The following is a 25,156-nucleotide window of genomic DNA, read 5'->3' on the forward strand; positions in this document are numbered from 1 at the left end:
TAACAAATACAGCCATTCCATTACGAAACGGCTGTATTCGTTATTCAACAAAAGCACCCGTTAGTTTAAGTGCATTTATTCACAATGTTCGCTGTCTATACAAAGAAGAAGCTTGCTGACTCTTACAAGTTAGTGAGACTAACAGCAAGTTTGCTTAAAATTTTAATTGTTGTAAAATAGTGTAAAGGTAATTTTATTTTACGGAGGGTAATGAAAATGAAGATTTTGTATGATGAAACATACACTTCAAATGAAGGAAGGCGAGCAAGCAGGAATATTTGGTATGGAGATGCTGATATATCAGTTGATGGTGAGCATGGAAAAATCATTAATCTTTATGAAGATTTTATGGATAATTTATGCGAAATAATAAAAAATGATTTATCTAAAAATGCAGCAAATAAGCCTACTGAAACTAACTGGTATATTTATGGAAGTGGTGTAACTCTGGAAACTATTGGAGACAATAACCTTCCGACAATTATGGTTCGTGAGAAGTCTGACGAGTTTATAACTAATTTTAATATCAGTGACCACGATTTTGCTGTAAATATTGATGCTATTCTGCTGTTTAAGGCTGAATTTGAAAAACGTTTAGCTAGTAATTGAGGAGTAATATCACTATAAGCATTTTCAAACTATTTGAGGGGATGATTTCATAATGAAATCATTCTCCTTTTTCATGTGATGGGAGTCTTTTTGTATGGAGGAAAAGGACATTTAGAAATACAGATTGTGAATAATTACACTTAAATTAACCTGCCCCTTTAGTTCCATAAGAAAAAGCTGCCTTATAGACAGCTTCAATCTTCAGCTAACGCACCCATTTGTTGAACACAAGTTAACACTTCTCTTCAACAAAACTGCTACATTTGTTGAATAAGAACATAATATTTTTTCCTAAATTGTATTCTAGAAAGATACCGTTCAATCCTTCAGAGTAAATAAGAATACAAGTAAGATTACATCAAAAAACCTCCTCATTTATAAACGAGGTTTTGTATACTTTATTGTGCTATTACTTTTAAAAATATTTACTATATAAATCATGTCTTAACTTGCCACTAAATTGTGCATACACCTTTGTTGTTTCGCTTTTCTCATGGCCAAGTAAACTCTGAATTACCTCAAGTGGCGCTCCGTTATTCATCATATGAGTGGCATAGCTGTGACGCAACTGGTGTGGATGAATTCTCTTCTTAATTCCGGTACGATCTGATATACGGGTTATAAATCTCATTAGATCGATACTCATTCTTCTTTTGGGTCTTCTTTCTGTAATAAATAAGCAAGGGTAAAGATCATCACGTGAACCTAGGTATCTCTTTAACCATAAAGAACAGCGAGTATTAAAGTATACCTCACGTTCTTTATCACCTTTTCCATGAACAATCACAGAATTTGTTGTGAAATTAATATCATCACGATTAAGTTTTACTACTTCCCCAATGCGACAACCTGTGGAGTAAAAGAACTCAAACAATGCATTTTCCATAGCGTTTTCACAAGATTCCCTGAGATGTTCGATTTCAAGTTCAGTAAGGAATTTAGGAATCCTCTTCCCAAGTTTGGGTTCCCTTAATTTAGCTGCAGGATTATTCTTAATAAACCCTTCGTCAAAAGCCCACTTGAACAAAGAACGAATGAATCGAACACGGTGGCCTAAGCTTGAGGGCTTTAAGTGTTCTCCTTCCTCAATTAAATAGGTCTTTAGCTGATCTGTTGTAACACTATTAACATCAATATCTCCAAAATATCGAAGCAACATATTGAACTGAAAGGAATAGGTTTTTAATGTTAATGCTGAAAACCCTTCAATTTTTTTATCGAGTTGATATTTGTCCCATCCAATTGATAATAACATCTTACTCACTCTCCAATTAAAGAACCAATTACACTATATTCTAGTATTGACGTGATGAACAATTATCATTCAAATGGTGTACAAGATTTGGCTCGCGAAAAAGAGGAAAAGATTAACCCTTTTCCCTTTTTATTACAGATTGCATATAACAACTTTCTTCATTTAGGAAAATAGGCATAAATATTCATTAAATAATAACATATAATTATGCCTATTTTCCCAATATCATTCTTTTCTAATTTGGTTTACCATAAAAAGGAATCATAATTAATAATCAAATAGGAGGTCAGTAAGAAATATAATTACAAAAATTATGAATTCAGATTAGAAAACATAAGTACAGGGGATAAAAATGAAAAAATTAGCATGTTCATTAGTTTTAGCAACTTCAGTGTTCGCAGGATTAGTTAATGTATCGCCGGTTAATGCAGCTGGAACATCACCCATGGATTTAAATACTCAGTTAAAGAATATTGGGGTTCCAGGTGACTTAATAGCTGATATGAGTGATTCCGAGAAAAATGATATACTTTCTGAAGATGGGATTGTATTTAACTCAGCAACTACAACAATTTACAATAATTTAGATGATGATACCAGTACACTAGCAGGAAAAATAACGTACCTAGCTAAACAAGGACCGATTTTTGAACCTGGTCCAGATCCAATACCAGGGGGAGTGTCGACTCAAGCTACAATTTCAAAGGGTCGTTTCGATTATACTGTTAAATCCTTTGATATTAAATCAAAAGACGGTAGGACAAGGCAAAGAGCATATGTAAGTTATCATTGGAAAAATGCGCCCGCATGGGGGCTAACCGATTCTTTCGGTGTAGCATGGTCTACAAAATGGAGAGCAATTGACGGAACTTCAGTGAACCATGACGAACACAAATTGACAAGTTCTAGCGATTGGGTAACGGATGATCATACCACAGCAGTAGCATACGCTTCTGGTGATGGAATTGGCTGGCATGCTGACTTAAACAATTTTCTAATTCATAATATTAGTGAAGCTAAAGGGTATGGACGAGTGAATATCGAAACAAAAGCAACAAATAATCCTTCTGGTTCCGATCAACTATTTGCGAACTATGCCCATATAAAAGGTACCTTCGGGAGCATTGGTTTGGGCTTTGGTCCACTTAGTGTTACTTATGAGGGTTCTGCTTCAGCGGATACACGGGGTGATTGGACGACATTTAAATACCAACCAAAATAGGAGTAAACATTATGAAATTCCAAAAAGTGTTTATTGTATTGATTTCCATTGGGGTTTTGTTAACAGGTTACACAGTGTATTCATTTAATAAAGAGCCGAATCATAGTACTACTTTTTCAGCCAGGGTACTAAAGAAAGCGCATAATGGCGACAAATTCACAGTACAAGTCCAAGATACTGAGAATAAAAATCGGCAGGGTAATGTTATTATAAAGAGTGAAAATGTCTGGAACTTAATTGAAAAAAACAAAAGATATTTTATAGTAGTTAGTTACAAATCTGACAAGTTATTTAGCGAGGGTCCAGCATCTTTGCAACAAATTGATAAAATTAAATAATACGTTCAGTCATCATCAATTTCATTAATTTTAAACAACATCACACCATACAAAAAAGAAACTGCCTAAAGTTTGGGCAGCTTCTTTTCATTTGGTACTCCTTCCTTCGAAGAAAACAATGGGGTTAGAACTTACATTCTAGACGAACATGTTTCTTTGTTTTAAAAAGTGGCCGTTAGGGCCACTCCTCTATTTAGACAAGGAATTTAGATAGCTAATATAACCTAACGCGGTCTGTAATTCTTTAACACTTAGAGATAATCTATTAGCTTGTACTTTTAAAGGTTCTGGCTCTTCAGGCTGTCTATTAATAATATCGGCCACAACTTGAAATATGTGATTAAACACTGGTAGCTCCGGACTTTCAAATTTAAGAACCCTATACATTCCTCTGTCAACTTTCTCTACATATCCATTTTCTTTTAAGCGGCTGATATACTTTGTTGCTTGGGTTTGAGAAACCATCAAGATCCTTGCTATTTCAGGAACACTTATAGAAGCAATTCCATTCGAACCTTCCCTTTTCTTAATTATCTTTAATATTTCGTAATGCTGAAGAACAAATTTTTGTAGAAAATTCCACTCAGGAGAATTTAACACTTCTTGCACTTAAAATAACCTCCATGACTATATCACCAATGAATTAGTGAGCTGAATTTGTATGGTCCCCTCACCTTAAGTCACCTAATTCTTGTTTATAAATAGGTGTTCCGGCTGAAGTAAAGTATTTAGGAAATTAAGAGAGCCCCATTAATTAGCTCAAAATATGTTGAATAAAGCCTCTTTTTGCTGCTTCTTAGTTATATCATCACTTTCAAAAATCAACAGCCCGTTAGAAATAGCATTAGTAAAAATACTGTCACTATGATGATCTTGTTTCTTTCGGTAATACACTGGTACATTCAATGCAAACAGAATATGTAGTAATCAACAGAATGCCAGTATTTTCCCCATTCATCTTCGATCCGGAATAAAGAAAGGTTTATCATTTTATAAATCTAGAACATTAAAACGCGAAGGATATTTCCCTTGTAGATATTCCGTCCCATGTCTAAGTTGCTCTTTAGCAAAGGCTCTTTTTGTAAGGATTGTTGCTTTTAAATAAGATAAGGTTATATTCATTTTCTATGCTATTATATTTGAATTAGCTTATTCAGCAAACGAGGCATTTTAGTACAACAATGTGAAACCTTCTTTACAATTAAGTCGTATAAATTATACAAAATAAATCAAGTTTTGATTAAGCTAAAAGAGGGATTTAGATTGGGAAATCAAGAAATTTTCTTGTTTTATTTTATACTCATACTTGGAGTCTTGTTTGTTTTAGCGGCAATGTTTACCTTTATTGCTATGTATAGTAATAAAGATTATACAATATTGAATGTAGGTAAAAGCTTTGGAATCTTGTTACTTGGTGTTTTATTTTTAGCCATTACTCTCCCAAGCCTAAAATATATGGCTCTAAAGGAATATGATGTCGCCAGAGGGAAATGTGTTATAGAAATAGATTCAACAGATCGTTCTTCTGAAGCGAGCTTTAGAATACTCGATTCAGGTGAAATATTTACCTTCAGAGATATTCCTGTACTTGATGCTTATGGAAAGTCAATTCCTTATTATTGTAAGGTGACAGTTACAAAAGACCATATGTTTGAAATTAGTTATAAAATATACGATGTTAAAACACGAAAGTTAATATTATTAAGTAAATAGTTTATAGATACTTCAGTTTGTAAATAACTTCAACTCAGAAATAAAATGAAGCATACCATTTTGAGGAGGGTATTTATTGAAAAAAAGTGCTGAATTATATCCAAAAAAAATTAACATTTATACAATAATAGTAACCGCCGTTGTTCTTCATCTGGTGCTTTTTTTGTTTCATTCTTTACAACCTACGGATTTTATCATCTCTATTGGATTAATTTGGGGTGTGATTGAACACAACAAGGCTGTAGGTAATCTCAAAGGTTAAAATAATTTGTAGAAATAAAACTAAACAAATACCTATTTAACGATAAATACAGCCGCTTCGTAATGGAATGGCTGTAATCGTTATTCAATAAAAACACCCCATAGTTGAATAAGGAAACAAACTATTAAAAATATAAAGTTAAAACCATAGCTAAGAATGGCAATAAAATGAGAAATAATATAACAATACCTTTTTTCCAATTATTTTTTATCTGAAGCAATTCAGCTTTAGCTTTTTCCTTATTTTTAAGTGACCAAATAATTACACCAATCCAATAAATCGCCCAAAAAACGCAGTCAAAAGTATCCATAAATCCACCTCTGCAACAATTTGCCTTTTGTTATTCATCTTCATTCCAACATTTTACTATATCTTTAAATTACGATAATTTTAGAACTTCTGTAACTCCATAAATGGTAAGGAGGGATCATGTGTCATTTTTGAAAAGGCAATTTATGAGTAGAAAGAAATGTTTAGCTTATATTGCCACTAGCAAGGAAGTTTATTTTGCGGCTGTAAATGTACTAAAAAACAATAATATACCCTTCAGAGCAAAAAATCTTTCTAACCACAGTTCTACGCCAGGCAGAGATTTTGTGGCACATGATTACAAGACTCCAACTTTGTACGAATTTTATGTTAAGGAAGAAGATTGTTCTAAGGCACAACATTTATTAACCAAATTAAAATAGCTTCATTTTTATTTCTTCTCACTATTTTGAGTCTCCTTTACCACATATAAAAAGCCACACCGAGAAGGAGTGGCTAGTTCCAAACATTAATATAGTTTCATGAGTTGTGAAATCATTATAAGACTAGCTCCTGCTACACCAGCAATCAGGATATTCAAATTTCCTTGTCCAGTAAACTTTAAATAGTGTTTGCGGCGTACAAGTGCATCAATTATGAGGGAGAGACTTAAAAGCAAAAAGATGATTAATAAAGTCTTTTCAATTTGCTGAGATAAATCAACAATATTTGTAATGAGTGTTCCGGCGAAAATAATGAACGTTAATGTTAATTGGAAAGGATTTTTCACCTTGCGATTCTTTTGCATTCCATTCCCTCCCTCTTCAAATTCTTATTTATTTGCATAGACGACTGGGACACCTGCCCACGTTATCCCAATCGTAACACCTTTTCCTTCATTTTTTTGGGATATATAAGTTGCAGTAAAACCTGTTCCAGCCAAAATTGCGGCTGCAATATGATGTGATTTTATTGAGACACCGGCTGCCGCTGCTACTGCTGCTGCAAATGTCGTTCCTTCCAGCCCTAATGTCATGTAATCTACGTACATTTCAGTTTCAGCATTGCTGTATTTTATCGCATATCCCCACCATTTCGTTGTTCCATCGGCGTACTGTGGAGTTCCTCCGTTTGCTTTTTTCTCCATCTCAAGAACTTGTAAAAAGTAATCAGTAAAACTTTGATTTGTAATATAGGAGGTATAAACACCTGAATTATCATGTTCTCTTGTTAAAAAACCACGTATAACATAACTATTTGAATCATTGATGGATTTTACCACTCGATCATACTCATCATTTGTCAATCCCATTTGTGAAGCAGTACCAGTTACATATGCTTCACCTGCAGAATTGGCCCTAATAAAAGGAGATATCTTTCTAGCAATACCTAGATACTTTGTAACCTGTCCTTCATCCGGCAATAGATTACCGCTAATTTCACTTGCCACACAATCATAGCATTGGGTGCTAGGCGGTTCATCAGATCCATCAAAAAGGCCCCTCGACTGCTGAAGCAGAATACGATCCAATAGGAGAAAAAAAAACCAATAGATAATATCGCTGTTCCTACACCTGCTTTGATACCCTTTTTCATCATATACCAATCCTCCAAGATGGAATTTTATTGAATATACAATTCGCTTGATGGTTCTAATTATGTATTATTTTGTAAATTCAACAGTGATGTGTTTACTCTGGCTCGTCTTGTTAAAACATTAAATTACAAAAATAGTAATATTTTACTTAAGTAATTACACAAATAACGGTATGCTACGAATACCTGTCTTGGCTATGGTCAACAAATGGGATTATTGGACAAAATGTGATAAGGTCATATTAAAACTTGTTAATACCTTGCTTGTAGGATAAAATAAAACACCCTGGTATCATTATTGATACCAGGGTGTTTTCAACTTAAAAATTCTTATTTTTAAATTTTATATTTGCAACAGCAATGTGTATAAAGCAAAGAATGATGAAGCCAACAAACACTACATAAAAGTTAACTTTTGTATAAATAAAAGCATATAAAAACAACAGAATTCCGTAGATTACGAACATCATTCCATTTACTTTTGCAAACCTTTGTTTATCTTCATCGCTAACTGAACCCTCCGTGTATCCAGCAAGTAAAGATAATCTTTGTTTTTTCCAAATTAAATATGCAACTAAAAAAAAGAGTAAACTTAAAATAATAAAGATGAATTTAATAAAATTCATGTTACTCCCCCCTTTTAAAGCCCTTTTAATAATCATATCAATATTTTCTATTTTTTAACATATATGTTTTTAATGTTTTAAACCAAATTATCTAGGTAGCGTTTAAAAAATACTTCTTTTTCCTACTTCACATATTTATTTGACTCCATCTCTGCTATACTGTTGGGAGTAAAAAAGGGGGGTAAAACCAACCTTCTTATCGGTTATCATTTCAATTGTGTTTACTAACATTTGGTAATACAACATCCTCTTAGCAAATATTAGAATTATGATTTTTATAAAAAAAAAAACCTAAAAAGGGGGTTTTCATTAAAAGATTAGTTAGTAGTTACAGTAGCGTCAGTAAAGGAAATTGCATTGTCTTTAAGGTCATAACATCAAGATTAGGAGATGCTTTTAGTTTTAATCCACCATCAAGAGTAGTTAATGTAGTTTTTAAAGTAACAGTTAATGATTTCCCATCTGCTGAAAGCGTAAGTTAATTTAAATAAAATTCAATGCACAAAATAGTGCACAGACGTAATTTATTCTATTGGTTTAGATTGACTGACATTTATCCGAATTTCTAAAAAACCTTATTAAATAAGACTTATTTAATCTTAGTGGATCTGAATTACCTCAGTTTTGTTTCAAGATTTCCTCTGGCAGCCAAAAGGTCAGCGGTTCGATCCCGCTAGTCTCCACCATACATAATCATTCAAACCCTTGGTATACAAGGGTTTTTATTTTTGTTTTAGGATCTAGTTTGGAGCAAGTTTCCGAAAAGTCGCCGAAATCAGATTCTTTTTCTTAGGCTGCGAAAAATATTTTTATAAATAGAACGAATTTTTTTGAAGAGTATCCGAAATACATATCATTACTCCATATTAGCATGGACCTCAAAATCCACTCTCAGTTTGGGATAATATTCATTCCTCCAGTCTTTTAATTCATGGTAAGAAATCAGATGATGAAATTGTTGGCCAAACCCAAAAATATCTGTATGGCTTCTTTGTGTTTGCTTAAGTATATGATAAAACCGCTTTTCAGTAATCTTTTCAAGTTCTTTTTGAATCATGTGATCTGTGATTCCTTCTTTTCTTTCTAAAATGTGTATTTTTAAATTCAAGTCGCTTGACACCAGCGGTTGATTACCTTTCATTGATGTTATATTTTGAATGGAGCTGTTTGTGATCATAATACTGGCAAAACCTAGACTCTCTATTTTTCCTTTTCCTTTTTTATTTTCGTTTTGGAATACATTAATTAATTGGTATTCATCCGGGCTGATTCTTTCCACTATTTTTCCTTTCTTCAAAATATCGGAGCCCTCAAAGATTAACACTGTATCTTTTCCGGAACGAACAACCGGAACGGCGATATCTCTAGTATATAAAAACGGGCTTCGATACACTTCCCAAATAGGGGTACTAAAGATCTCAGGTGCCCACCCAGCCCCTTTATTAAAATAATCATAAATAGAGGAAGCATGGACACCTAACTTATCGTTTATGTTTGATAACACATTTTCGACATTTTCATCTGTAATGGCTACCAACGCTCTTGAGGGAATTTCTTCTGAATCCATTAAAAATTTTATAAGGCCCTTAAATTCCTGTTGGTTATGTGCCAAATTGTTTTGAATGACGATTAATCGTATTTGTGAATAATCAACGGCATCTTCGGAGTTTGTCCGCATTTGTCCAAGCACACTTGCTATAGTTTCGCCTTTCCCTGTTACAATTCTCGATATTTTGCTGTCTTTATTCGGTATAGGGATTTGCAATGTTAATTTATACTCTTTACCATCTTCTTTGGAAATGCCCAGGACTAAAGGAATGGTGCGTTTATTTATATCTTTAATATCCCAACACCCGCAGAGTAAGATTATTGACATGAATACGATCAATAGTTTATATCGTTTATTTTTTTTCATTCCCCACGACACCTCTTTTCGACAGAAAACCATAGATAAAAATGGTACATGGAATAATAATCATTAAATAAGCTTGAGCACCTGTACTATACAGAAACCACTTTTCCATCAAAGTTTTGTTCGGAATAAATAACGCGAAAATAAAAGCGATGACAGAAAAAGCAATAATCCAATATGAGGATTCGCCTTTGCTGCATTTCAACATTTTCTGCATGATCCGTCCGATCATCCAAAGTATAACTGCATTAGCCAATATCACTAATCCAATCAACGATAAACCGAAGAACAACGGTTGCCGGTTGAACGAAAACCAGCTAATGTCTATTGAATCCATTGCTTCCATAAAAGGGTGGGTCATGACCACAACCGGTTCTTGTCCGAAAATATATAACGGTATATACACAACCGAAAGAAAAAATAACGTTACACTAACCCATGCAATAAAAAAAGGGCGGAACGTCAATTTTGTTTTGGAAGTCATAAATCCCAAAAATAAAAACGATGAAAATCCTAAAAGATAGCAAAAATTTTTATTTAACAAGAATTTGGGAGGTGAATTCCAACCAAGTGTAACGTTATTTAAATCAAAATTTATAAAAGAGGAAAAAATATTAAATAGCACTAAGGGAAAAACAATCAAGAATATAAAAATCGAGGAACGTAAAATGGTGCCTAAACCTTTTATAGCTGTATATACCGAAATGAAAAATAACAGTGCCATTATTGACCAATAAGGGGTCCGAGGCAAAAATATCGAAATAATGACTTCAGTATGCAGGCGAATATTGAGGGCAACTAGCGCAATCAAGTGGATTACAAATGGGGTAAGAAACATGATTACAGCCCATCTCCCCATTTTAAGAAAAATATCAATGACATCATTTTCGGGAAAATAATTTAACCCTTTCATGTAAATCCAAATTAAAACCAATTCCAGAAAACATTGACACATCACCACTTCCCAATGAGCTGTTTTCGTTAATACATAAACGAGATTAGGATAGACCAAATAGCCAAAACTCAAATGTATAATAATGAAAACTGCTCCAATTTGTATCCTCTGCGTCACTTTGTGTCTCCTTTTTGTTCAATACGAAACGTTAGATAAGGAATATCATTGGATGTTAAGCTTGCCAAATATATGATGGTGAAAATGAAACCAGTAAAAACCCCTAAAATACCGAAAAGTGATGCCAAAATTAATATGGGGTATTTCAGTAAACGAATGTACAAGGAGTTTTGCATTCCGATCACTGCCGAACTGGCAATTACAATAGCGGTGATTACAATGACCAACAAATTACTTACTAATTTCGCTTCAACTACCGCCTGCCCCAATATGACCCCTCCTACCATTGTAATAGCGGGACCCACGCTCTTAGGAAGCCGCACAATCGCTTCAAGTATCAAATCAACTAAAACGACCATTGCAATGGTTTCAAGAAAGGCCGATAAAGGAATACCTTCCCTGCTTTTAAGAACAAACAAAGCAAGATCAGTTTTAAATACTTCAGGGTTAACTGAGACCAAGGCAACATATAAAGCGGGAAGTATCAGCGTGGCCACAACTCCTATTACTCTAAAGAGTCGAAGCATAAATGACAGTACAAAAGGGAAATTGCGATCGTTTACACTACTTAACATGTCCCAAACCAGATGGGGAAAAACAAGCGCGAAGGGACAATTATCTAAAAAAAGCACGATTCTGTTCTTTTTTAAGGAATGAATGGCTTGAACCGGAAGTTCAGTGGCGAATAGATGACTGACAGGACTCAACCTACGTTGACCAAATTGCTTATTAAGATCATCAATTGTTTCAATATCTGATTTAATTTGATTTAACTGCTGGTTCACTTTTTCAATAAGGTCATTTGGGGCTCTTCCTTTAACATAGAGCATTGACAGCTTTCGCTTTTCTAGTTCTCCGACTTGATAGGAACAATGGCACAGACGTTCAGTATTCAGACTTTTTCGAATCATCCCAACGTTAATATTAATATCTTCTCCAAAGGCATCCGTAGAGGATTGAATGGGACTTTCATTTTTAGGCTCTTCAATGCTGCTACTCAGATTTTGGGCGATAGGGTCTATCACGGCATTCTCTTCGTCATCTTTTGAAACGATCACTAATTTGCCTTCTAATACGGATTTGATGATTTGTGCTGTATCAACGTTAATCTGGTCACTAAGGTTTGTCAAAAGTACTTTTAATGAAGTAGACGAAGCCGCCATTTGTTGAACATATAATTTCGACTTAGGTAAATCAACTAGCGTATTAAATCCAATAAGATAGATTGCTGTTTTATCTACAAGTTCTTCTTCGATGAAAAAATCGTCGTGATTGGAAAACTTGGATTCAATTTCTTTCACTATATTCTTCATTAATTTGCCCCTTAACAACTTGAAATCTAAAGAAATTATTTGCAATAGGGAGCGTTTTTATTCGATGAATGAATAACTAGTGCTATATCCAGATGGTTTAACCGAACTATTATAAAGGAAATTTAAGTCTTAAAGCGAATGGTTAGTTGAACATGAAACAATGAATTTAAAAATTTGCTAATTTACGGAGGGAATGAAATGTTTACATCAGTAAATGATTTCTTAAACGAATGGAAACAAGAAGCAGCTGTTACCCAGAAAGTGCTGGATGTGCTGACGGATGAATCGTTGAATCAGGAGGTTTCTCGAGGATTATACAGCATTGGAAGCCTCGCTTGGCACATTACTGGAGCAGCTTACTACTTTCCTTCACAGGTTGGATTAATATTTGAGACTCCTGATCTTCAAAAAGAGACACCCAAATCAGCTGCAGAAATCAGTGAGACATACAAAACAGTAAGTGAGCGGTTAACACAAGAGTTTTCTGAACAGGTTTCAGAAGAAAAAATGAACGAAATGGTGAATTTATTTGGTATGGACATGCCTGTTCAGGCTGTTTTCCGTCTGCTCATTCAGCATCAGGCTCATCATCGCGGACAATTGACTGTCTTAATGAGACAAGCTGACTTGAAAGTTCCTGGCGTATATGGCCCTAGCAAAGAAGAATGGGAAGCAATGAATGCTCAAAAGAGCTGAGATCGTCATGATGAAAAAATGTTTTAAAGGAAATTTTCTCTGGTTCTAAATAGCGGTTCGATCCCGCTGGTCTCCACCATTCACAAACCATTAAAGCCCTTGATAATCAATCAGCAAAACAACTGCAACACTTAATCCTTTAACAAAGTTAAACTTCCTAAAGTATAAAAAAACGAAGCCGCTAACTTGCGGCTTCGCTTTCTTATTAAGAACAGAATTTATCAGTTGATTTCGGAACGGATAACCCGAATAACGGACGGATATACAAAGCAAAAAAGGTTCCAAGCATCGCCATAATCGCCCAAACATAGCCATGCAGGCTAAAGGATGCGATACCACTGAAATACGCTCCAATATTACATCCAAAAGCAAGGCGTGCTCCATACCCCATGAGCAGTCCGCCGATGATCGCCGCGGCTGCTGTACGAAGAGGCACTTTCTTTAGAAGGAATACACCTCCAAGCGTAGAAGCAGCCAGTGCCCCAACAATAAGGCCAAAGTCCATTACACTGGTTCCATCCATAAAAACAGATTGATTGAGAGGCGCTGCTTTTTCACCGGCCCAGTAACCCCATTGGGTAACGTCGACTCCCATTGCCTGTGCGGCTTTGGATCCCCATAGGGCAAAAGCGGAAGTAATACCCCACGGACTTCCTTTTACAAGTAAAGTTGCGGCATTAAGCACTGCCAGGACGACAGCCGCAGTTAATATGGGCCAAGAGCCGCGGATGACACGGGTCCAGCCTTTTGCACCTGGAATCGGAGCCATTTTTGGAGGACGGCGTTTCTTTTCAACTTTAAATGTCAGCCAAGTTATGCCCCCTAGGATAATCATTTGAATCCCCCAGCCTCCAAACCAGCCAAGACCTGTGCTTGTCGCCAAGGAAAAAGGCTTAAATGCAGGGAGATTCATCCAAAAATCGAAGTGGTATGCTCCAAAAACAGAGCCGACAATAAATGCAATTAATGTGAGAAACATTTCAGAACGGCCACCGCCTACAGCATACAATGTGCCAGATGCACAACCGTTGCCAAGCTGCATTCCGATGCCGAAAATAAAAGCACCCACAATTAAGCTTACCCCGACTGGAGAGACGTTTCCAACCGGACTTCCGCCAAATAAGGTAACGTCAGCCGCAAATATAATCGCAAACAACGTACTGGCAACTGCCAGCATCAGCATATGCGCACGAATGGCTTCACCGTTCCCTACTGCCATAAACCGTCTAAATGCAGATGTAAAACCAAACCTTGCGTGAAAGAGTGTAAATCCAAGCAAAAGGCCGAGCCACAAGAGCATTCCTTGTTTTAAACCTCCAGCCTGGATGCTTGCATAGCTCAATATAACTGTTAACAAGCCTGCAAACACAACCCAGTAAGCCTGAACCGCCCCCGTGCTTTTCCCTTCACCAGTCGGCTTTCTTTCTTTATTTTGTGACGTATTAGAAGAAGTTAACCCCATCAAATCACCCCTTAATCCAATAAAACTAGTCGGAAATATTCTTTCTCTGTATACTACAACTTATATTGAAAAAGGGGAACCATTTTGCTTGTGTTAATTTTTAGAGAATATTAAAAAAGCCAGAGCCCCCTTTAAAAAGAGGACTAGCTGACTAAATTCAGGTTGATTTGAACATTCCTAACGGTAGTAAAAAAAAGATTTTGGCAGGCGGAAACAAGCATTTGTTTGACTCGTCCATCAATTGCTATCCTAGCCTAATTAAACTACGACAATTACAATGGTTTAGTTTGACAAAGGTATGGCTTGATTCAATACTGTATCCATACATCGCTGTATTTGTTCCTTCTTTTCAGCACTTAATGGACGTGCAGGTGCCAATACATCGGTAGAGATCTCGATTCCCCGCATCCGTATGGCTTCTTTCGCTACATTCACAAAAGGAGAATCGAGTTTGTATAAAAGGGGAAATGGCGCTAACTTTTTGTGTAATTCAATGGCTTTCCCGTAGTTTCCTTCCTTAAAAGATTGATAGAGGCCAACAGTAAGCTCTGGGATAAAATTGGCCGTTAACGGGATGGCACCGTCCCCGCCAACAGATAATGTATTTAATAAGTGATCATCGTATCCAGAGAGAACCGCAAAATCTTCTTTAAAGGACTTCACCGTTAAGATCATTTCCCTGGTATGCCCCACTGATTCAACCGTTTCTTTAATACCCGCGATATTCGGATGCGCTTTCACAAGCTTAAGTACAAATTCTGGTGATAAATCTTGTCCTGTTAGTCCAGGGAAATTGTAGAGCAGAATGGGCAGATCAATCGCTTCAGCAATATCGGCATAATGTTGAAAAAGATTCTCCTCTGTAAGTTGCCAATAATAAGGGTTAATGACAACAATACCGTCTGCTCCAGCCTCTTTTGCATGCATACTTAATGAGATGGTTTCTAGTGTGCTTGGAGTACCGGTTCCAATGAGAACGGGGACTCGGCCGTTAACATACTGAATGGCAAATTCAGTTACAGCTTTTCTTAATTCAGCCGTCATCTGGCTGAATTCACCACCTGTCCCTAAAAAGAACAGCCCATCTACTTTGGATTCAATTAAGAAATCAATCAGATTTCCCATACCCTTTTCATCTAGTCGTCCATCTTTATGTAATATGGTTGGAATCGGTGGAATAACACCTTGAAATTTTGCTGACATATGATCTCTCCTTTTTTAAAATGGCTGTTTTCGTAACCTTTGTTGCTCTTAGGAGTGGTTGATTTCCGTTTCAGGCTGCTCGCTTTCCGCGGGGCGTCCGGTGAGCCTTACCGGCGCCAGCGCCTACTTTCGGCGTATGGCGCCTGTTGGTCTCACCTGTCCCGCTGCTCCCGCAGGACAAGGAAGGCTTCGGCAGCGGTATATCGCACGAAGAAAATGTGAAATTCATTTTCGAGGAGTCTCACACCTTGCACTCCAATCAACTTGTCAATGAAGATTCTTTAAAAAATGTTCCCAAAGCAACAATCTTTTAGAAAAGAGCCTTAAAAATTGATAAATAGTATTAAAGCAGATTTGAGCTATATAAACCTCCTTTCTACCTAAAGGGTTTTATAATATCAAACAAGGTTTCTATTCTCTGAATATATCATAACATCTTTTCTGAAAAGTTAGAATTATATGCCAATAGATTATAAAAAAAAATGACCTCTGTTGAATACAGAGATCGTCTTATAAAAACTGCTTAGGCTTTTTTTAATGTCCTTGTTTACTTCATTACGGTTGTGTCTATACTAGTCGTCCAGCTTTGCCGCAGTTAAGTTAGCGTCAAAGAGATTAATTTGTGTAGCAGTTGCATTTTTCACTTGGAGAACTTCGTTTTCCTCTAAACAAACGATTTTACCCACTTTAGCCAAAGTGGTGTTAGGGAGAACGGTAACGGAAGCGATCAATCGAGCGTTAGCGAAGATTTCGAAAGTTGCATTTGTACCGCTCTGTAAATTCGCATTAAACGTGATTCCATAGGTTCCAGATTTTTTGATCGCGAGTCCGCCAATTGGAGAAATGTCAGTACACTCTGCAATCACTTCATTGTTTAATGGTATAAATTCATCGGGGTCAAATAATCTTCCATTAGTAGCACTGAACGAAGCATATCCAAGGACTTCATGACACTTTCTGCATTCCTTTTTACACGTAGAGGAGCTGGAGGAGCTCTCGTGTTTGCACTTAAATGAACTGGAGCTGGAGCTTTCATCTTTATGAGAATCCAACCTCGCCGCAGTTAAGTTAGCGTCATAGAGTGTAATCGTGGTAGCTGCTTTCACTTGGAGAACTTCGTTTTTCTCTAAACAAACGATTTTAGCCACTTTAGCCAAAGTAGCGAAAGGGTAAACGGTAACGGAAGCGATTAATCGAGCGTTAGCATAGATTTCAAAAACTGCTGGCGTAGTTTGTCCACTGCCTGCTAAATTCACATTAAACGTGATTCCGTAGGTTCCAGATTTTTTGATCACGAGTCCGCCAAGTGGAGAAATGTCAATACATTCTGCAATTACTTCATTGTTTAACGGGATCAGTTCTCCGGGATTAAAAGTCGTACCCTCAAAAGTAGGAGCACTGAACGAAGCAAATCCAAGGACTTCTTTACACTTTCTGCATTCCTTTTTACACTTCGAGGAGCTGGAGGAACTCTCTTTTTTGCACTTAGAAGAGCTGGAGGAGCTGGAGGAACTGGAACTTTCATCTTTATGAATATGGCATTTTTTTATAATTTTAACACCCTTCTTTTTAACTCTTCTATTCGAGGAGCTGGAGGAACTCTCTTTTTTGCACTTAGAGGAGCTAGAGGAACTGGAACTTTCGTCTTTATGAAAACGATGACTTTTTTTTCATAATTTTACCACCTTTTTTTAAATCTTCTATATTATATTAATTTCATAATCCTATGTATGGTTGAATGATAGAGGACAAACGTACATTTAATAGTAAAGAGTAGCCAATTATGATAGAAACAAGAATAGCGTCCATGTTATCGCTCTTGTGTTACTATCCACTATCGCCAGATCACCCTTTGTGACCATTCCGTTACTTATGCTTTGGTCCTTCTCGGCATGGTCGTCTGGCCCAAGTCTGCAGTATAACCCGGTCTGGCTCGCTCCAGAAGCTTCAGAAATTCTACTTAGCCTGTATGGTTCCTGCATACAGTTAGGCATAGCAGCCGCCGCTGGGGTTGGGGGAATTGCTTTAAGAAACTCATCAGTGCTATCAGTCAGTTGGATCGGGGCCGCATCAGTCGTAATTGCTGCAATTATTGCGGCGGCTCTATTTAGCCTAAATAGTAAAGTAACGAAGAACGAGAAAGCCGTTTAGTTGAGAAAAAGCGCATTAATTCCCTACCACTGGGAAAACTTTGATTATGCATGATAGACAAACTAACTATGAAAAGGGGTATGAACCATGAAGAAAGACCACGAACAAAAGCCATCGGTCGCTCCAGGCATGAATGATGCAGAAGAATTAGACCAAGAGGCTACACAGAAGAAATTGAAAGCGGCAATTATACAGAAGTAACAACGATGTCTTGGGACGAAGTGGATCCAAGTGAATAAGGCTATATAGCTTTTATGAGCCAGAACAAAGCCCGTACAAACTATAAAAAGGCATTATAATGCCTTTTTATAGTTGTTTTATTTTGCTTTTCTTACTCCTGGTAGCATGAGAGTATAACTAGACGTTCTGTTCCCTCTGTTCGAAATAATGGATAGGACGGATCTCAATGCCCCAACCAAACTGCTCACCAGCTCTGACTTGCGTGGTCGGATGTAGTAAGGCTATCCGAATCGCATCCTCCATGTCCTTTGCTTCAATGAGGAACGTACTGCCGATCAGCTCTTTGGTCTCTACAAAAGGACCGTCCGTAACCATTACCTTCCCGTTCTCCCGGCGCAAGCATTTGGTTTCTAAGTCGAGCCCAGCATCCATCATCACTTGACCGCTTTTGTAGAATTCCTTGAGGTGGGGCTGACATTCGCTCATGACAGCCTCAATCTCCGCCTTGGGACGGGCATCCATTTTTTCTTGATTGAAGTAACCTAAACATAGATATATCATTTTAACATCTCCTTTATATCATTGATATTGGCTTACATTTTGCTGTTTGTTTTAAGTCGACGATCGGCATACAGTAAAATGGACACATCACAAATTGTTTTTCTAGACTTTTTTCATCGGTTTTGCGTGTTATTCCTCCATACCTTCAGAGGCTCCAGCTCGGGTGCGTTGCGGGTAAAATCCATGTGGATCTGGCATTCGCATCGCCCATTCTATTGCTTTTTCTCTAGATTTAACCTCTATGAGAGTAAAACCAGCAATCATCTCCTTTGATTCTGTAAATGGTCCATCTATTACTCTTGGTTCCTGCCAGGTTCAGGGTACGAGATTCGAATTCCGTTTGAGCTTGGATGAAGCCCTTCAGCGGCTAACAGAACACCTGCTTACACCAATTCCTCGTTATATTTCACATAGCCTCCTTACAACGAACGAGGAATTACAAAATCGACATGAAAAAATATTTTTTATAAAATATTTTAGACATTCATTACTATCGTTAAATTATTCAATAAAAAGTGGACAACACCTTTTGAGTTAGTGCAGCGATATCTATTTTTATCTCATTGAAAAGAAAGTCATTTAAGTTTCAATTCTTCATAAACCCCTTTAGTTACAAAAAAAAGCTTTACTTCTTATTGAAGTAAAGCGCCTTCTTTTTTTACTTGCACGATATTCAAAGCTTGCCCGGTCATAGTTAAGCGATCCAACAATTCATGATATTGCTAACAAATGCAATGTCCCCCCTAACAAATCGCTCTTGCCTGGACCATCCGTTTAAGCAACATCATAGCGATTCCAAAAACGGTTCAAAAAGAACATGTTATAGCAAATGCCGAAGCGGCAATGATTGAGTTTACTGAAGAAGATCTCAATAAACTTAATCAAGTATTTCCTGAACCTACAAGGAAAAAAGGACTTTTTTATTTACATTTGTGATTGAAAATACGTAAAGAGAGGAACATAGAAAAGAGAGTATTTACTTATGGGGGCAGATAAAAGATGAGCACGGAAATCAAAGCTTTTGTTTTTGATGCGTATGGAACATTATTTGATGTCCATTCTGTGAAGGAAAAATGCGAGGAATTCTATCCTGGAAAAGGAGAAAAAATCAGTCAGGTCTGGAGAACGAAACAAATTGAGTATTCTAATTTACGACAGCTTATGGGCAATTATGAGACGTTCTTAACGATTACAAAGGATGCCTTAAAATATGCCATTAAAGCCAGTGAAGAAGAATGGGGCGAGGAAAAAGAAAAGGCATTGATTGAAGCTTACTTGCAATTAACTCATTATCCTGAAGTAGAACGTGTACTTGTGCAGCTAAAAGATAAAACATTGGCCGTCTTCTCGAATGGTTCCCATGATATGCTTGATCCCTTAATCCAACAGTCCGGGCTCTCCCCTCTCTTTGACGCCATCATCAGTGTGGATGAAGTGAAACAGTATAAACCCACACCCGCTTCGTATGATCATGCGCTAAAAACATTGAATGTCAAAAGAGAAGAAGTATTATTCATGTCTTCCAACGGCTGGGACATTTCCGGAGCAAAAAACTTTGGATTTCGTACGGCATGGATCAATCGAAACGAGCTGCCCATTGAGGAATTGAACCTTGCTCCTGATACCATATATTCTGATCTTAATGGAATTCTTAAGTGGAAATAATAAAGAGGGAGAAGCCGTCATGGCTTCTCCCTGTATTTTTCCCTGTAATGGCATAGAGCAAGAAGTGGCCAGACATGATTATAGCTATGGTAATAGATATAAAAGCTTCCTGGCAACCCAGCGCCTGTTGGGTAGGTCAGGCTTTGAATATTATAATTTCCACGGTTTAATAAATAATCAATGCCTCTTTTTATGGTGCTGTTCGGTGTGGGACAAGCAGTGATCAAGGCATCAAGTGCCCAGGCTGTCTGGGTTATGGTGCTGTATGAAAGGGAAATATATTTCTTTTCGATATCACTTCTGCATGATTCTCCCCAGCCACCGTCGGAATGCTGAATTTCTGTCAGCCATCCTATTGCCTTTTGAATGGTGCGGTCTTGCTTACAAAAGCCCGCTGCCATCAATCCTGTCACACTTGCCCAGGTTCCGTAAATGTAACTAATTCCCCAGCGGCCGTACCAGGAACCGTCATTTTCCTGATTTCTTTTTAACCATTGCACTGCTGCTTTAATCCGAGGAGACGGCAGCAGCAAACCGTCATAGTTACCAAAAAATTCGAGGGTGCGTCCTGTGAGATCAGCAGTGGAAGGATCCGTAAGGGCATCTTCCGCGTTTTCAACAGGCAAAATCCGCAGCCATTTTTTATTGGTGTCCTTCTCAAAAGCCCCCCACCCTCCATCCTTATTCTGCATGGATAACAGCCAGTCTCTTCCTCTTTTATAGGCATGATTTAGGTTCTTGTTTATTCTTTGGTATCGGTTTATTGTTCGAAGGGCAGCCTGTGTGTCATCTACATCAGGATGGCGGGTATTGCCTTCACTGAAACCCCATCCGCCTGGAGATGCATCCGGATTATGATACTTCCAATCACCATAGCTTGAATGCTGATTCTTCAGGAGGAACTGAAGGCTTCTTTTTAGACTGGGATGTGTAGAGGCAACCCCGGAAGACAATAAAGCATAGTTTATCAGAGAGGTGTCCCATATAGTGGAGGGAGAATTTTGGATATGAAAGGTCTGACCGTTATAGCATAACAAGGAAATAAGGCCATGAACGGCTTGTTTTATAATTGGTGAATCCTTCTTATAGCCGATTGAGATAAGCCCATACACCATAAGAAAGCTGGTACTTGCATAGTTAAGCAATGTACCGTCGGCTTCAATATGCTTTAAAATATAGTTTTCCAGAAAGGCAGTTTGATAAGAATACGAAGCCTTTCTACGAGTAACCTGTGTCTCTTCCCATAAGCCATCTTCCATTTTTGTATACAAATGTTTCAGACACGGCGTGCTGCCGCTTCGTAATTGGAACTTTTGTGACATACCCAACAAAACGGGGGCAAAATGTGCCCTGGCATAGCTGCTGATATCATAAAAGTTTAAGTTAGCTTTCTCCATTATTCGAAAAATCCTTGCAGGATCAACTGTATGTTTCGGCCAGGGGTACAGGCCGTTAAATGCAAAAAAGACTTTTGTCATCAAACTTACTTTTTTTAAACCGCCCTGATTTCTAATAAAACTGGCGGCTTGCTTTAGACGGTTTATCTCATTTGACACGTACCCTGAAAAGAGGAGAGCGGTATACGCTTCTGCTGTCGCCGTCAGATTTCCCTTTTCCTCATCAGGATAGGCCTTCCACACTCCATTCGTTTCCTGCTTGGACAACAATCGTTGAACGAGCCGCAGAATCAGTTTTTCGTCTTCCCATCCCAGAGTCCGTAATAAAATAATCATGTAGGCGTCAGTCATTAAAGCATTTTCGAAGCAAAACCTCCATGATCCATCCTGTTCCTGCAGCTCAAGAAGGCGGGAACTGCGGCTTTCAATTTCCCTATTTACCTCAGCAAGTCTGTACATGGCATCCATCACTCCGGTTAAGTCCCCTTGGCAGTTGCTTTCTGCCTATAATGTATGTGTGTAAAAGGGTACCGGTGACTGATATCTTTAATGCCAAATTTTTTCTAAGATTAAAAGATTGATATACTATTTACACTCTATTATTTTGCATGCATAAAATAGGTCATCAATGAGGGAGTGATACTAATCAATAACTTACATAGCAAAATTGCACTCGTAACCGGAGGATCAAAAGGCCTTGGCAGACATATCAGCGCAGCCTTGGCACAATCAGGAGCAACCGTCATCGTCAATTATGCACACAGCCGGGAAACTGCCCTCCAAACCGTCGACTTCATTCAATCCAGCGGAGGAAAAGCATTTGCTGTTCAAGGCGACGTAACAAATGAAGAATCCCTAAATCACCTAGTTAAAGAAAGCGAAGAGATAACGGGCGAGACAATTGATATTTTGGTAAACAACGCTACCGGCCCGCAGCCAGAGCTCTCACTTGAAGAAAGCACATGGGATGACTATTTGGATCAGCTGAACTTTTTTGTGAAAGCTCCTCTGTTATTAACGAAGGCGGTCTTGCCGGGGATGAAAGAAAAAGGAGAAGGCCGAATCATTAACATTGGAAGTGAGGTCATCCAATTAGGGAACGCAAACTTTGCAAACTATGTAACTGCGAAATCCGCTCAGCTTGGGATGACCCGATCTTGGGCGAATGAACTCGGACGTTTTGGAATCACGGTGAACCTGCTGAACCCCGGCTTTATACCAGTGGAGCGGCATGAAGGGATCGATCCAAGTGACTATCAAAAGGGAGTTCCCCTCGGCCGTATGGGAGAACCACTTGATATCGGAAACGCGGCTGTATTCTTGGCCTCTCATGAAGCCAAGTTCATCACCGGACAATCACTATCCGTGAACGGCGGGAAAACGTTTGGTATATAACTTCTTCATTCCCTTTTGATTCATGCACCCAGTTAACGGTTCCTTCATATTTTAATGGAAAAAGGAAGGTCTCTCATGCCCTCTTTTGGCCAGTTGTGTCAGCAATACGCCCAAATATTGAATGGAACTCCCAAGGTTGAACATGGGGTATGCTCGGTAGAGTTTCAGCGCAACCTGCACGTAACCATTCAAGGACGTCCGAGCCGCGGCGAACTTCATGCTGGTCTGACGTTTGAATCTGTGGATCAGGAAGGAAAGGCACTCAACCTGGGGGAAATCGTTCTATTAGAAGAAGAAGTACCTTTGTTTACAAGTATTCTTGTTAAAAATAAAATCATTATAAGCGCACTTCATAATCATTGGATGTATACAAAACCGAGCATCCTTTATCTTCATTTTCAATCTGTTGAATCTCCCTTAACGTTTGCTCATAAAATGTCAGAAGCATTCAGAGCTCTAAAAATTAATGTCTCATGATACACTAACTAAGTTATTAAGCCCCTTGGGAGATCAAGGGGCTTTTCTACTTACGAAAGACTGGCATTATGGGGATGGGAAGCCGGGGCCTTGACAGCGGAAAATCAGATGGGATCTCAATTAAAGCTTGCAGCTGAGCACCCTGAGAAGGCTCGGCGTACACTTGAACAAGTTATTGAATTTAAAGAGGCACTTTATCGTATATTATCCTCTGCAGTACAAAGTAAGCCGTTTAACCCTGCAGATTTAGGCTTGATAAATGCAGCATTAGATAGGGCCAATGATTTTATGATCATAGAATACTGTGAACAAAACGAATTCACCTTTGCCTTCAAAGGCCAGGCTGATGAATTGGATGGAATGCTTTGGCCTGTCATAAAGTCGGCTGTTGATCTCCTTATGTCGAAGGAACTTAAGAAGGTAAAGATGTGCGAGGGCGGCACATGCGGCTGGATTTTTATCGATACAACCCGAAACCGCAGCCGCCGCTGGTGCTCCATGGACGATTGCGGCAACCCGGAAAAGGCAAGGCGTCATTATAAGAGGAAGACCAGCCAAAAATAAACGTAAATACAGCCCATGGACAAAATCCATGATCTTTTTCCATCTACTGCTTTACTTTTTTAAACGCCTCTTCTGTATACTTATTCTTCGGATTCCAGAGCAAGTACTCATCCACACCAAGCTCCTGCCCAGCCCGAATCTGATCCCTCACCTGCTGTGGCCCGTATTCAATATGGCCGTCCACCCAGGTGGCAGTGAAATCCTGGTACCACGGACGGATTTCACCGACCGGTTTCTTTTGTTTTTCGAGCACCTTGTCCCGGTCGACAGCATACTGGAGAGCCTTCTTGATCAGTTCATACGGCTTGGCATCCGGAACACTTATGCCGTACACCCCTGGTCCGTAATGGGACGGGTACGTCATTGGGCTGATCACATCGACTGTCGGAGTAACTGACTCCCACTGCTGGCCGATGCCGGAATCGTCTTTTTGGCTTGTGGACACACCGAACACATCGGCTGATACTTTGACGCCGTATGGCTTCAGATCCTTTTTCGCATAAAGAAGGAAGTCGTGAATGTTTTGCTCTTTAGACTTTTTATCCGGGTTATCAAACTTCACTTCACGATCCACCTGCGCCCCGTTGTCGGGGAATCGGACATAGTCGAACTGAATCTCATCAAACCCTTGCTTTGCAGCTTCTTTCGCAACGGAGGTCACATAGGACCAATATTCTTCATTATACGGATCAACCCAGGGAATGCCGTCGTTGTAATACAAGCCACCGCTTTTCTTCTTCATGGCATACTCTGGTTTTTTCTTAGCCATATAAGGATCCTTAAAGGTAACGATCCTGGCAATTGTATATATGTCTTTGTTCTTCAGCACTTTCATCCGCTGAGAGATATTGCTGATTTTCGGGTGCTGATCTGAGCCGTATTGATTAACGGCAGGCACCTTTGAATCGTATGTAATCTTCCCGTCATCTTCTTTTACATCTACCACGAGTGCATTGAGTTCTGTATCATCCACCAGCTTGACCAATTCATTAAACTTTTCATTATTTCCGGCGGATGCTCCTGACATGTAGACTCCCTTTACTTTCACATCTTTCGGTTTTTTAACAGGAACTTTCCTTTCCTTTGCTGCTTCTTCTTTCTTTACCGGCTGGTCTTTTGCTTTCGTTTCATTCGTTGCGCTTCCCGACGTCTTTTCTGCGGTCCCGCATCCAGCCAGTCCGCCAACTACAAGCAGACAGGTTAACGAAATGCTTCCGAACGCTCTCTTCATCTGGTGC

The 25,156-nt window shown here is 38.3% G+C and carries 28 protein-coding genes and 1 pseudogene; 13 read left to right on the forward strand and 16 right to left on the reverse strand.

Features of this window, described 5'->3' with window-relative positions; genetic code table 11:
- Positions 1 to 216: 216 nt before the first annotated feature.
- Positions 217 to 609, forward strand: coding sequence for a hypothetical protein (locus LCY76_RS16485; protein WP_248253522.1), 393 nt, complete (start codon positions 217 to 219; stop codon positions 607 to 609).
- Positions 610 to 1,024: 415 nt separating this feature from the next.
- Here LCY76_RS16485 and LCY76_RS16490 read toward each other — a convergent pair whose 3' ends face one another.
- Entirely contained in the window at positions 1,025 to 1,864 is an 840-nt protein-coding gene (locus tag LCY76_RS16490; RefSeq protein WP_248253523.1) for a tyrosine-type recombinase/integrase, read from the reverse strand.
- 352 nt (positions 1,865 to 2,216) lie between these two features.
- On the opposite strand from LCY76_RS16490, the gene LCY76_RS16495 reads away from it, so the two are divergent.
- Entirely contained in the window at positions 2,217 to 3,086 is an 870-nt protein-coding gene (locus LCY76_RS16495) for a hypothetical protein (RefSeq protein WP_248253524.1), read from the forward strand.
- 11 nt (positions 3,087 to 3,097) lie between these two features.
- Positions 3,098 to 3,424: a hypothetical protein gene (locus LCY76_RS16500; RefSeq protein ID WP_248253525.1), complete on the forward strand. Its 327-nt coding sequence runs from the start codon at positions 3,098 to 3,100 to the stop codon at positions 3,422 to 3,424.
- A gap of 189 nt (positions 3,425 to 3,613) precedes the next feature.
- Here the strand turns inward: LCY76_RS16500 and LCY76_RS16505 are convergent, their stop codons facing one another.
- Positions 3,614 to 4,033, reverse strand: coding sequence for a winged helix-turn-helix domain-containing protein (locus LCY76_RS16505; RefSeq protein WP_248253526.1), 420 nt, complete (start codon positions 4,031 to 4,033; stop codon positions 3,614 to 3,616).
- 654 nt (positions 4,034 to 4,687) lie between these two features.
- Between LCY76_RS16505 and LCY76_RS16510 the strand changes: the two genes are divergently transcribed.
- A complete protein-coding gene (locus tag LCY76_RS16510) occupies positions 4,688 to 5,137 on the forward strand; it encodes a hypothetical protein (RefSeq protein WP_248253527.1) in 450 nt (149 codons plus the stop codon).
- A 76-nt stretch (positions 5,138 to 5,213) separates the two neighbouring features.
- On the forward strand, positions 5,214 to 5,399 hold the full coding sequence (locus tag LCY76_RS16515) for a hypothetical protein (RefSeq protein ID WP_248253528.1): 186 nt from the start codon (positions 5,214 to 5,216) through the stop codon (positions 5,397 to 5,399).
- Positions 5,400 to 5,523: 124 nt separating this feature from the next.
- On the opposite strand, the gene LCY76_RS16520 is transcribed toward LCY76_RS16515, so the two are convergent.
- The gene (locus LCY76_RS16520) at positions 5,524 to 5,709 is read right to left on the reverse strand and encodes a hypothetical protein (protein WP_248253529.1); all 186 of its coding nucleotides are present in this window, start codon (positions 5,707 to 5,709) and stop codon (positions 5,524 to 5,526) included.
- A 121-nt stretch (positions 5,710 to 5,830) separates the two neighbouring features.
- Here LCY76_RS16520 and LCY76_RS16525 point away from each other — a divergent pair, with 121 nt between their 5' ends.
- Positions 5,831 to 6,091, forward strand: coding sequence for a hypothetical protein (locus LCY76_RS16525; RefSeq protein ID WP_248253530.1), 261 nt, complete (start codon positions 5,831 to 5,833; stop codon positions 6,089 to 6,091).
- 86 nt (positions 6,092 to 6,177) lie between these two features.
- Here LCY76_RS16525 and LCY76_RS16530 read toward each other — a convergent pair whose 3' ends face one another.
- The 6 genes from LCY76_RS16530 to LCY76_RS16555 form a co-directional block, all read right to left on the reverse strand.
- Positions 6,178 to 6,456, reverse strand: coding sequence for a hypothetical protein (locus tag LCY76_RS16530; protein WP_248253531.1), 279 nt, complete (start codon positions 6,454 to 6,456; stop codon positions 6,178 to 6,180).
- Positions 6,457 to 6,480: 24 nt separating this feature from the next.
- Positions 6,481 to 7,254, reverse strand: coding sequence for a hypothetical protein (locus LCY76_RS16535; RefSeq protein WP_248253532.1), 774 nt, complete (start codon positions 7,252 to 7,254; stop codon positions 6,481 to 6,483).
- A gap of 310 nt (positions 7,255 to 7,564) precedes the next feature.
- Complete coding sequence (locus LCY76_RS16540) at positions 7,565 to 7,870, reverse strand: DUF3784 domain-containing protein (protein ID WP_248253533.1); 306 nt, start codon at positions 7,868 to 7,870, stop codon at positions 7,565 to 7,567.
- Between the two features lie 856 nt (positions 7,871 to 8,726).
- Positions 8,727 to 9,785, reverse strand: a complete 1,059-nt coding sequence (locus tag LCY76_RS16545) for a Ger(x)C family spore germination protein (RefSeq protein ID WP_248253534.1) — start codon at positions 9,783 to 9,785, stop codon at positions 8,727 to 8,729.
- Entirely contained in the window at positions 9,772 to 10,854 is a 1,083-nt protein-coding gene (locus LCY76_RS16550) for a GerAB/ArcD/ProY family transporter (RefSeq protein WP_248253535.1), read from the reverse strand. The genes LCY76_RS16545 and LCY76_RS16550 overlap by 14 nt, the downstream gene beginning before the upstream one ends.
- Complete coding sequence (locus tag LCY76_RS16555) at positions 10,851 to 12,167, reverse strand: spore germination protein (RefSeq protein ID WP_248253536.1); 1,317 nt, start codon at positions 12,165 to 12,167, stop codon at positions 10,851 to 10,853. The genes LCY76_RS16550 and LCY76_RS16555 overlap by 4 nt, the downstream gene beginning before the upstream one ends.
- A gap of 198 nt (positions 12,168 to 12,365) precedes the next feature.
- Here LCY76_RS16555 and LCY76_RS16560 point away from each other — a divergent pair, with 198 nt between their 5' ends.
- Positions 12,366 to 12,863: a DinB family protein gene (locus tag LCY76_RS16560; RefSeq protein ID WP_248253537.1), complete on the forward strand. Its 498-nt coding sequence runs from the start codon at positions 12,366 to 12,368 to the stop codon at positions 12,861 to 12,863.
- A gap of 205 nt (positions 12,864 to 13,068) precedes the next feature.
- On the opposite strand, the gene LCY76_RS16565 is transcribed toward LCY76_RS16560, so the two are convergent.
- The 3 genes from LCY76_RS16565 to LCY76_RS16575 all read right to left on the reverse strand — a co-directional run bounded on the left by LCY76_RS16565 (position 13,069) and on the right by LCY76_RS16575 (position 16,823).
- Entirely contained in the window at positions 13,069 to 14,325 is a 1,257-nt protein-coding gene (locus LCY76_RS16565) for a YeeE/YedE family protein (protein WP_248253538.1), read from the reverse strand.
- A gap of 282 nt (positions 14,326 to 14,607) precedes the next feature.
- Positions 14,608 to 15,528, reverse strand: coding sequence for a dihydrodipicolinate synthase family protein (locus tag LCY76_RS16570; RefSeq protein WP_248253539.1), 921 nt, complete (start codon positions 15,526 to 15,528; stop codon positions 14,608 to 14,610).
- Positions 15,529 to 16,100: 572 nt separating this feature from the next.
- Positions 16,101 to 16,823 (reverse strand): hypothetical protein, encoded by a 723-nt coding sequence (locus LCY76_RS16575; protein WP_248253540.1) that lies wholly within the window; start codon positions 16,821 to 16,823, stop codon positions 16,101 to 16,103.
- A 19-nt stretch (positions 16,824 to 16,842) separates the two neighbouring features.
- Between LCY76_RS16575 and LCY76_RS16580 the strand changes: the two genes are divergently transcribed.
- Positions 16,843 to 17,061, forward strand: a complete 219-nt coding sequence (locus LCY76_RS16580; RefSeq protein WP_053357450.1) for a hypothetical protein — start codon at positions 16,843 to 16,845, stop codon at positions 17,059 to 17,061.
- A 321-nt stretch (positions 17,062 to 17,382) separates the two neighbouring features.
- The gene (locus LCY76_RS16585; protein ID WP_248253541.1) at positions 17,383 to 17,679 is read left to right on the forward strand and encodes a hypothetical protein; all 297 of its coding nucleotides are present in this window, start codon (positions 17,383 to 17,385) and stop codon (positions 17,677 to 17,679) included.
- A 357-nt stretch (positions 17,680 to 18,036) separates the two neighbouring features.
- On the opposite strand, the gene LCY76_RS16590 is transcribed toward LCY76_RS16585, so the two are convergent.
- Positions 18,037 to 18,420, reverse strand: coding sequence for a YciI family protein (locus LCY76_RS16590; protein WP_248253542.1), 384 nt, complete (start codon positions 18,418 to 18,420; stop codon positions 18,037 to 18,039).
- Positions 18,421 to 18,549: 129 nt separating this feature from the next.
- Positions 18,550 to 18,827: pseudogene (locus LCY76_RS16595) on the reverse strand (YciI family protein); the annotation flags it as partial.
- A 592-nt stretch (positions 18,828 to 19,419) separates the two neighbouring features.
- Here LCY76_RS16595 and LCY76_RS16600 point away from each other — a divergent pair.
- Positions 19,420 to 20,085 (forward strand): haloacid dehalogenase type II, encoded by a 666-nt coding sequence (locus LCY76_RS16600; protein WP_248253543.1) that lies wholly within the window; start codon positions 19,420 to 19,422, stop codon positions 20,083 to 20,085.
- Positions 20,086 to 20,102: 17 nt separating this feature from the next.
- Here the strand turns inward: LCY76_RS16600 and LCY76_RS16605 are convergent, their stop codons facing one another.
- The gene (locus LCY76_RS16605; protein WP_248254704.1) at positions 20,103 to 21,950 is read right to left on the reverse strand and encodes a terpene cyclase/mutase family protein; all 1,848 of its coding nucleotides are present in this window, start codon (positions 21,948 to 21,950) and stop codon (positions 20,103 to 20,105) included.
- Between the two features lie 168 nt (positions 21,951 to 22,118).
- Between LCY76_RS16605 and LCY76_RS16610 the strand changes: the two genes are divergently transcribed.
- The 3 genes from LCY76_RS16610 (at position 22,119) to LCY76_RS24050 (ending at position 23,918) form a co-directional block, all read left to right on the forward strand.
- Positions 22,119 to 22,877, forward strand: coding sequence for an SDR family NAD(P)-dependent oxidoreductase (locus LCY76_RS16610; protein WP_248253544.1), 759 nt, complete (start codon positions 22,119 to 22,121; stop codon positions 22,875 to 22,877).
- A gap of 75 nt (positions 22,878 to 22,952) precedes the next feature.
- Entirely contained in the window at positions 22,953 to 23,354 is a 402-nt protein-coding gene (locus LCY76_RS16615; RefSeq protein ID WP_248253545.1) for a DUF1259 domain-containing protein, read from the forward strand.
- 15 nt (positions 23,355 to 23,369) lie between these two features.
- A complete protein-coding gene (locus LCY76_RS24050; RefSeq protein WP_336606283.1) occupies positions 23,370 to 23,918 on the forward strand; it encodes a CGNR zinc finger domain-containing protein in 549 nt (182 codons plus the stop codon).
- 43 nt (positions 23,919 to 23,961) lie between these two features.
- On the opposite strand, the gene LCY76_RS16625 is transcribed toward LCY76_RS24050, so the two are convergent.
- Positions 23,962 to 25,149, reverse strand: coding sequence for a putative glycoside hydrolase (locus tag LCY76_RS16625; RefSeq protein WP_248253547.1), 1,188 nt, complete (start codon positions 25,147 to 25,149; stop codon positions 23,962 to 23,964).
- Positions 25,150 to 25,156: the final 7 nt, after the last annotated feature.

It is taken from the genome of Fictibacillus marinisediminis, assembly GCF_023149135.1.
GTDB lineage: Bacteria > Bacillota > Bacilli > Bacillales > Fictibacillaceae > Fictibacillus_C > Fictibacillus_C marinisediminis.

Coding starts and splice junctions, on each gene's coding strand:
- LCY76_RS16530 (WP_248253531.1), bottom strand. CDS start 6,456: ATGCAAAAGAATCGCAAGGTGAAAAATCCTTTCCAATTAACATTAACG.
- LCY76_RS16560 (WP_248253537.1), top strand. CDS start 12,366: ATGTTTACATCAGTAAATGATTTCTTAAACGAATGGAAACAAGAAGCA.
- LCY76_RS16600 (WP_248253543.1), top strand. CDS start 19,420: ATGAGCACGGAAATCAAAGCTTTTGTTTTTGATGCGTATGGAACATTA.
- LCY76_RS16615 (WP_248253545.1), top strand. CDS start 22,953: ATGCCCTCTTTTGGCCAGTTGTGTCAGCAATACGCCCAAATATTGAAT.
- LCY76_RS16490 (WP_248253523.1), bottom strand. CDS start 1,864: ATGTTATTATCAATTGGATGGGACAAATATCAACTCGATAAAAAAATT.
- LCY76_RS16570 (WP_248253539.1), bottom strand. CDS start 15,528: ATGTCAGCAAAATTTCAAGGTGTTATTCCACCGATTCCAACCATATTA.
- LCY76_RS16520 (WP_248253529.1), bottom strand. CDS start 5,709: ATGGATACTTTTGACTGCGTTTTTTGGGCGATTTATTGGATTGGTGTA.
- LCY76_RS16500 (WP_248253525.1), top strand. CDS start 3,098: ATGAAATTCCAAAAAGTGTTTATTGTATTGATTTCCATTGGGGTTTTG.
- LCY76_RS16540 (WP_248253533.1), bottom strand. CDS start 7,870: ATGAATTTTATTAAATTCATCTTTATTATTTTAAGTTTACTCTTTTTT.
- LCY76_RS16625 (WP_248253547.1), bottom strand. CDS start 25,149: ATGAAGAGAGCGTTCGGAAGCATTTCGTTAACCTGTCTGCTTGTAGTT.
- LCY76_RS16565 (WP_248253538.1), bottom strand. CDS start 14,325: ATGGGGTTAACTTCTTCTAATACGTCACAAAATAAAGAAAGAAAGCCG.
- LCY76_RS16605 (WP_248254704.1), bottom strand. CDS start 21,950: ATGGATGCCATGTACAGACTTGCTGAGGTAAATAGGGAAATTGAAAGC.
- LCY76_RS16495 (WP_248253524.1), top strand. CDS start 2,217: ATGAAAAAATTAGCATGTTCATTAGTTTTAGCAACTTCAGTGTTCGCA.
- LCY76_RS16580 (WP_053357450.1), top strand. CDS start 16,843: ATGTCAATACATTCTGCAATTACTTCATTGTTTAACGGGATCAGTTCT.
- LCY76_RS16555 (WP_248253536.1), bottom strand. CDS start 12,167: ATGAAGAATATAGTGAAAGAAATTGAATCCAAGTTTTCCAATCACGAC.
- LCY76_RS16590 (WP_248253542.1), bottom strand. CDS start 18,420: ATGATATATCTATGTTTAGGTTACTTCAATCAAGAAAAAATGGATGCC.
- LCY76_RS16545 (WP_248253534.1), bottom strand. CDS start 9,785: ATGAAAAAAAATAAACGATATAAACTATTGATCGTATTCATGTCAATA.
- LCY76_RS16485 (WP_248253522.1), top strand. CDS start 217: ATGAAGATTTTGTATGATGAAACATACACTTCAAATGAAGGAAGGCGA.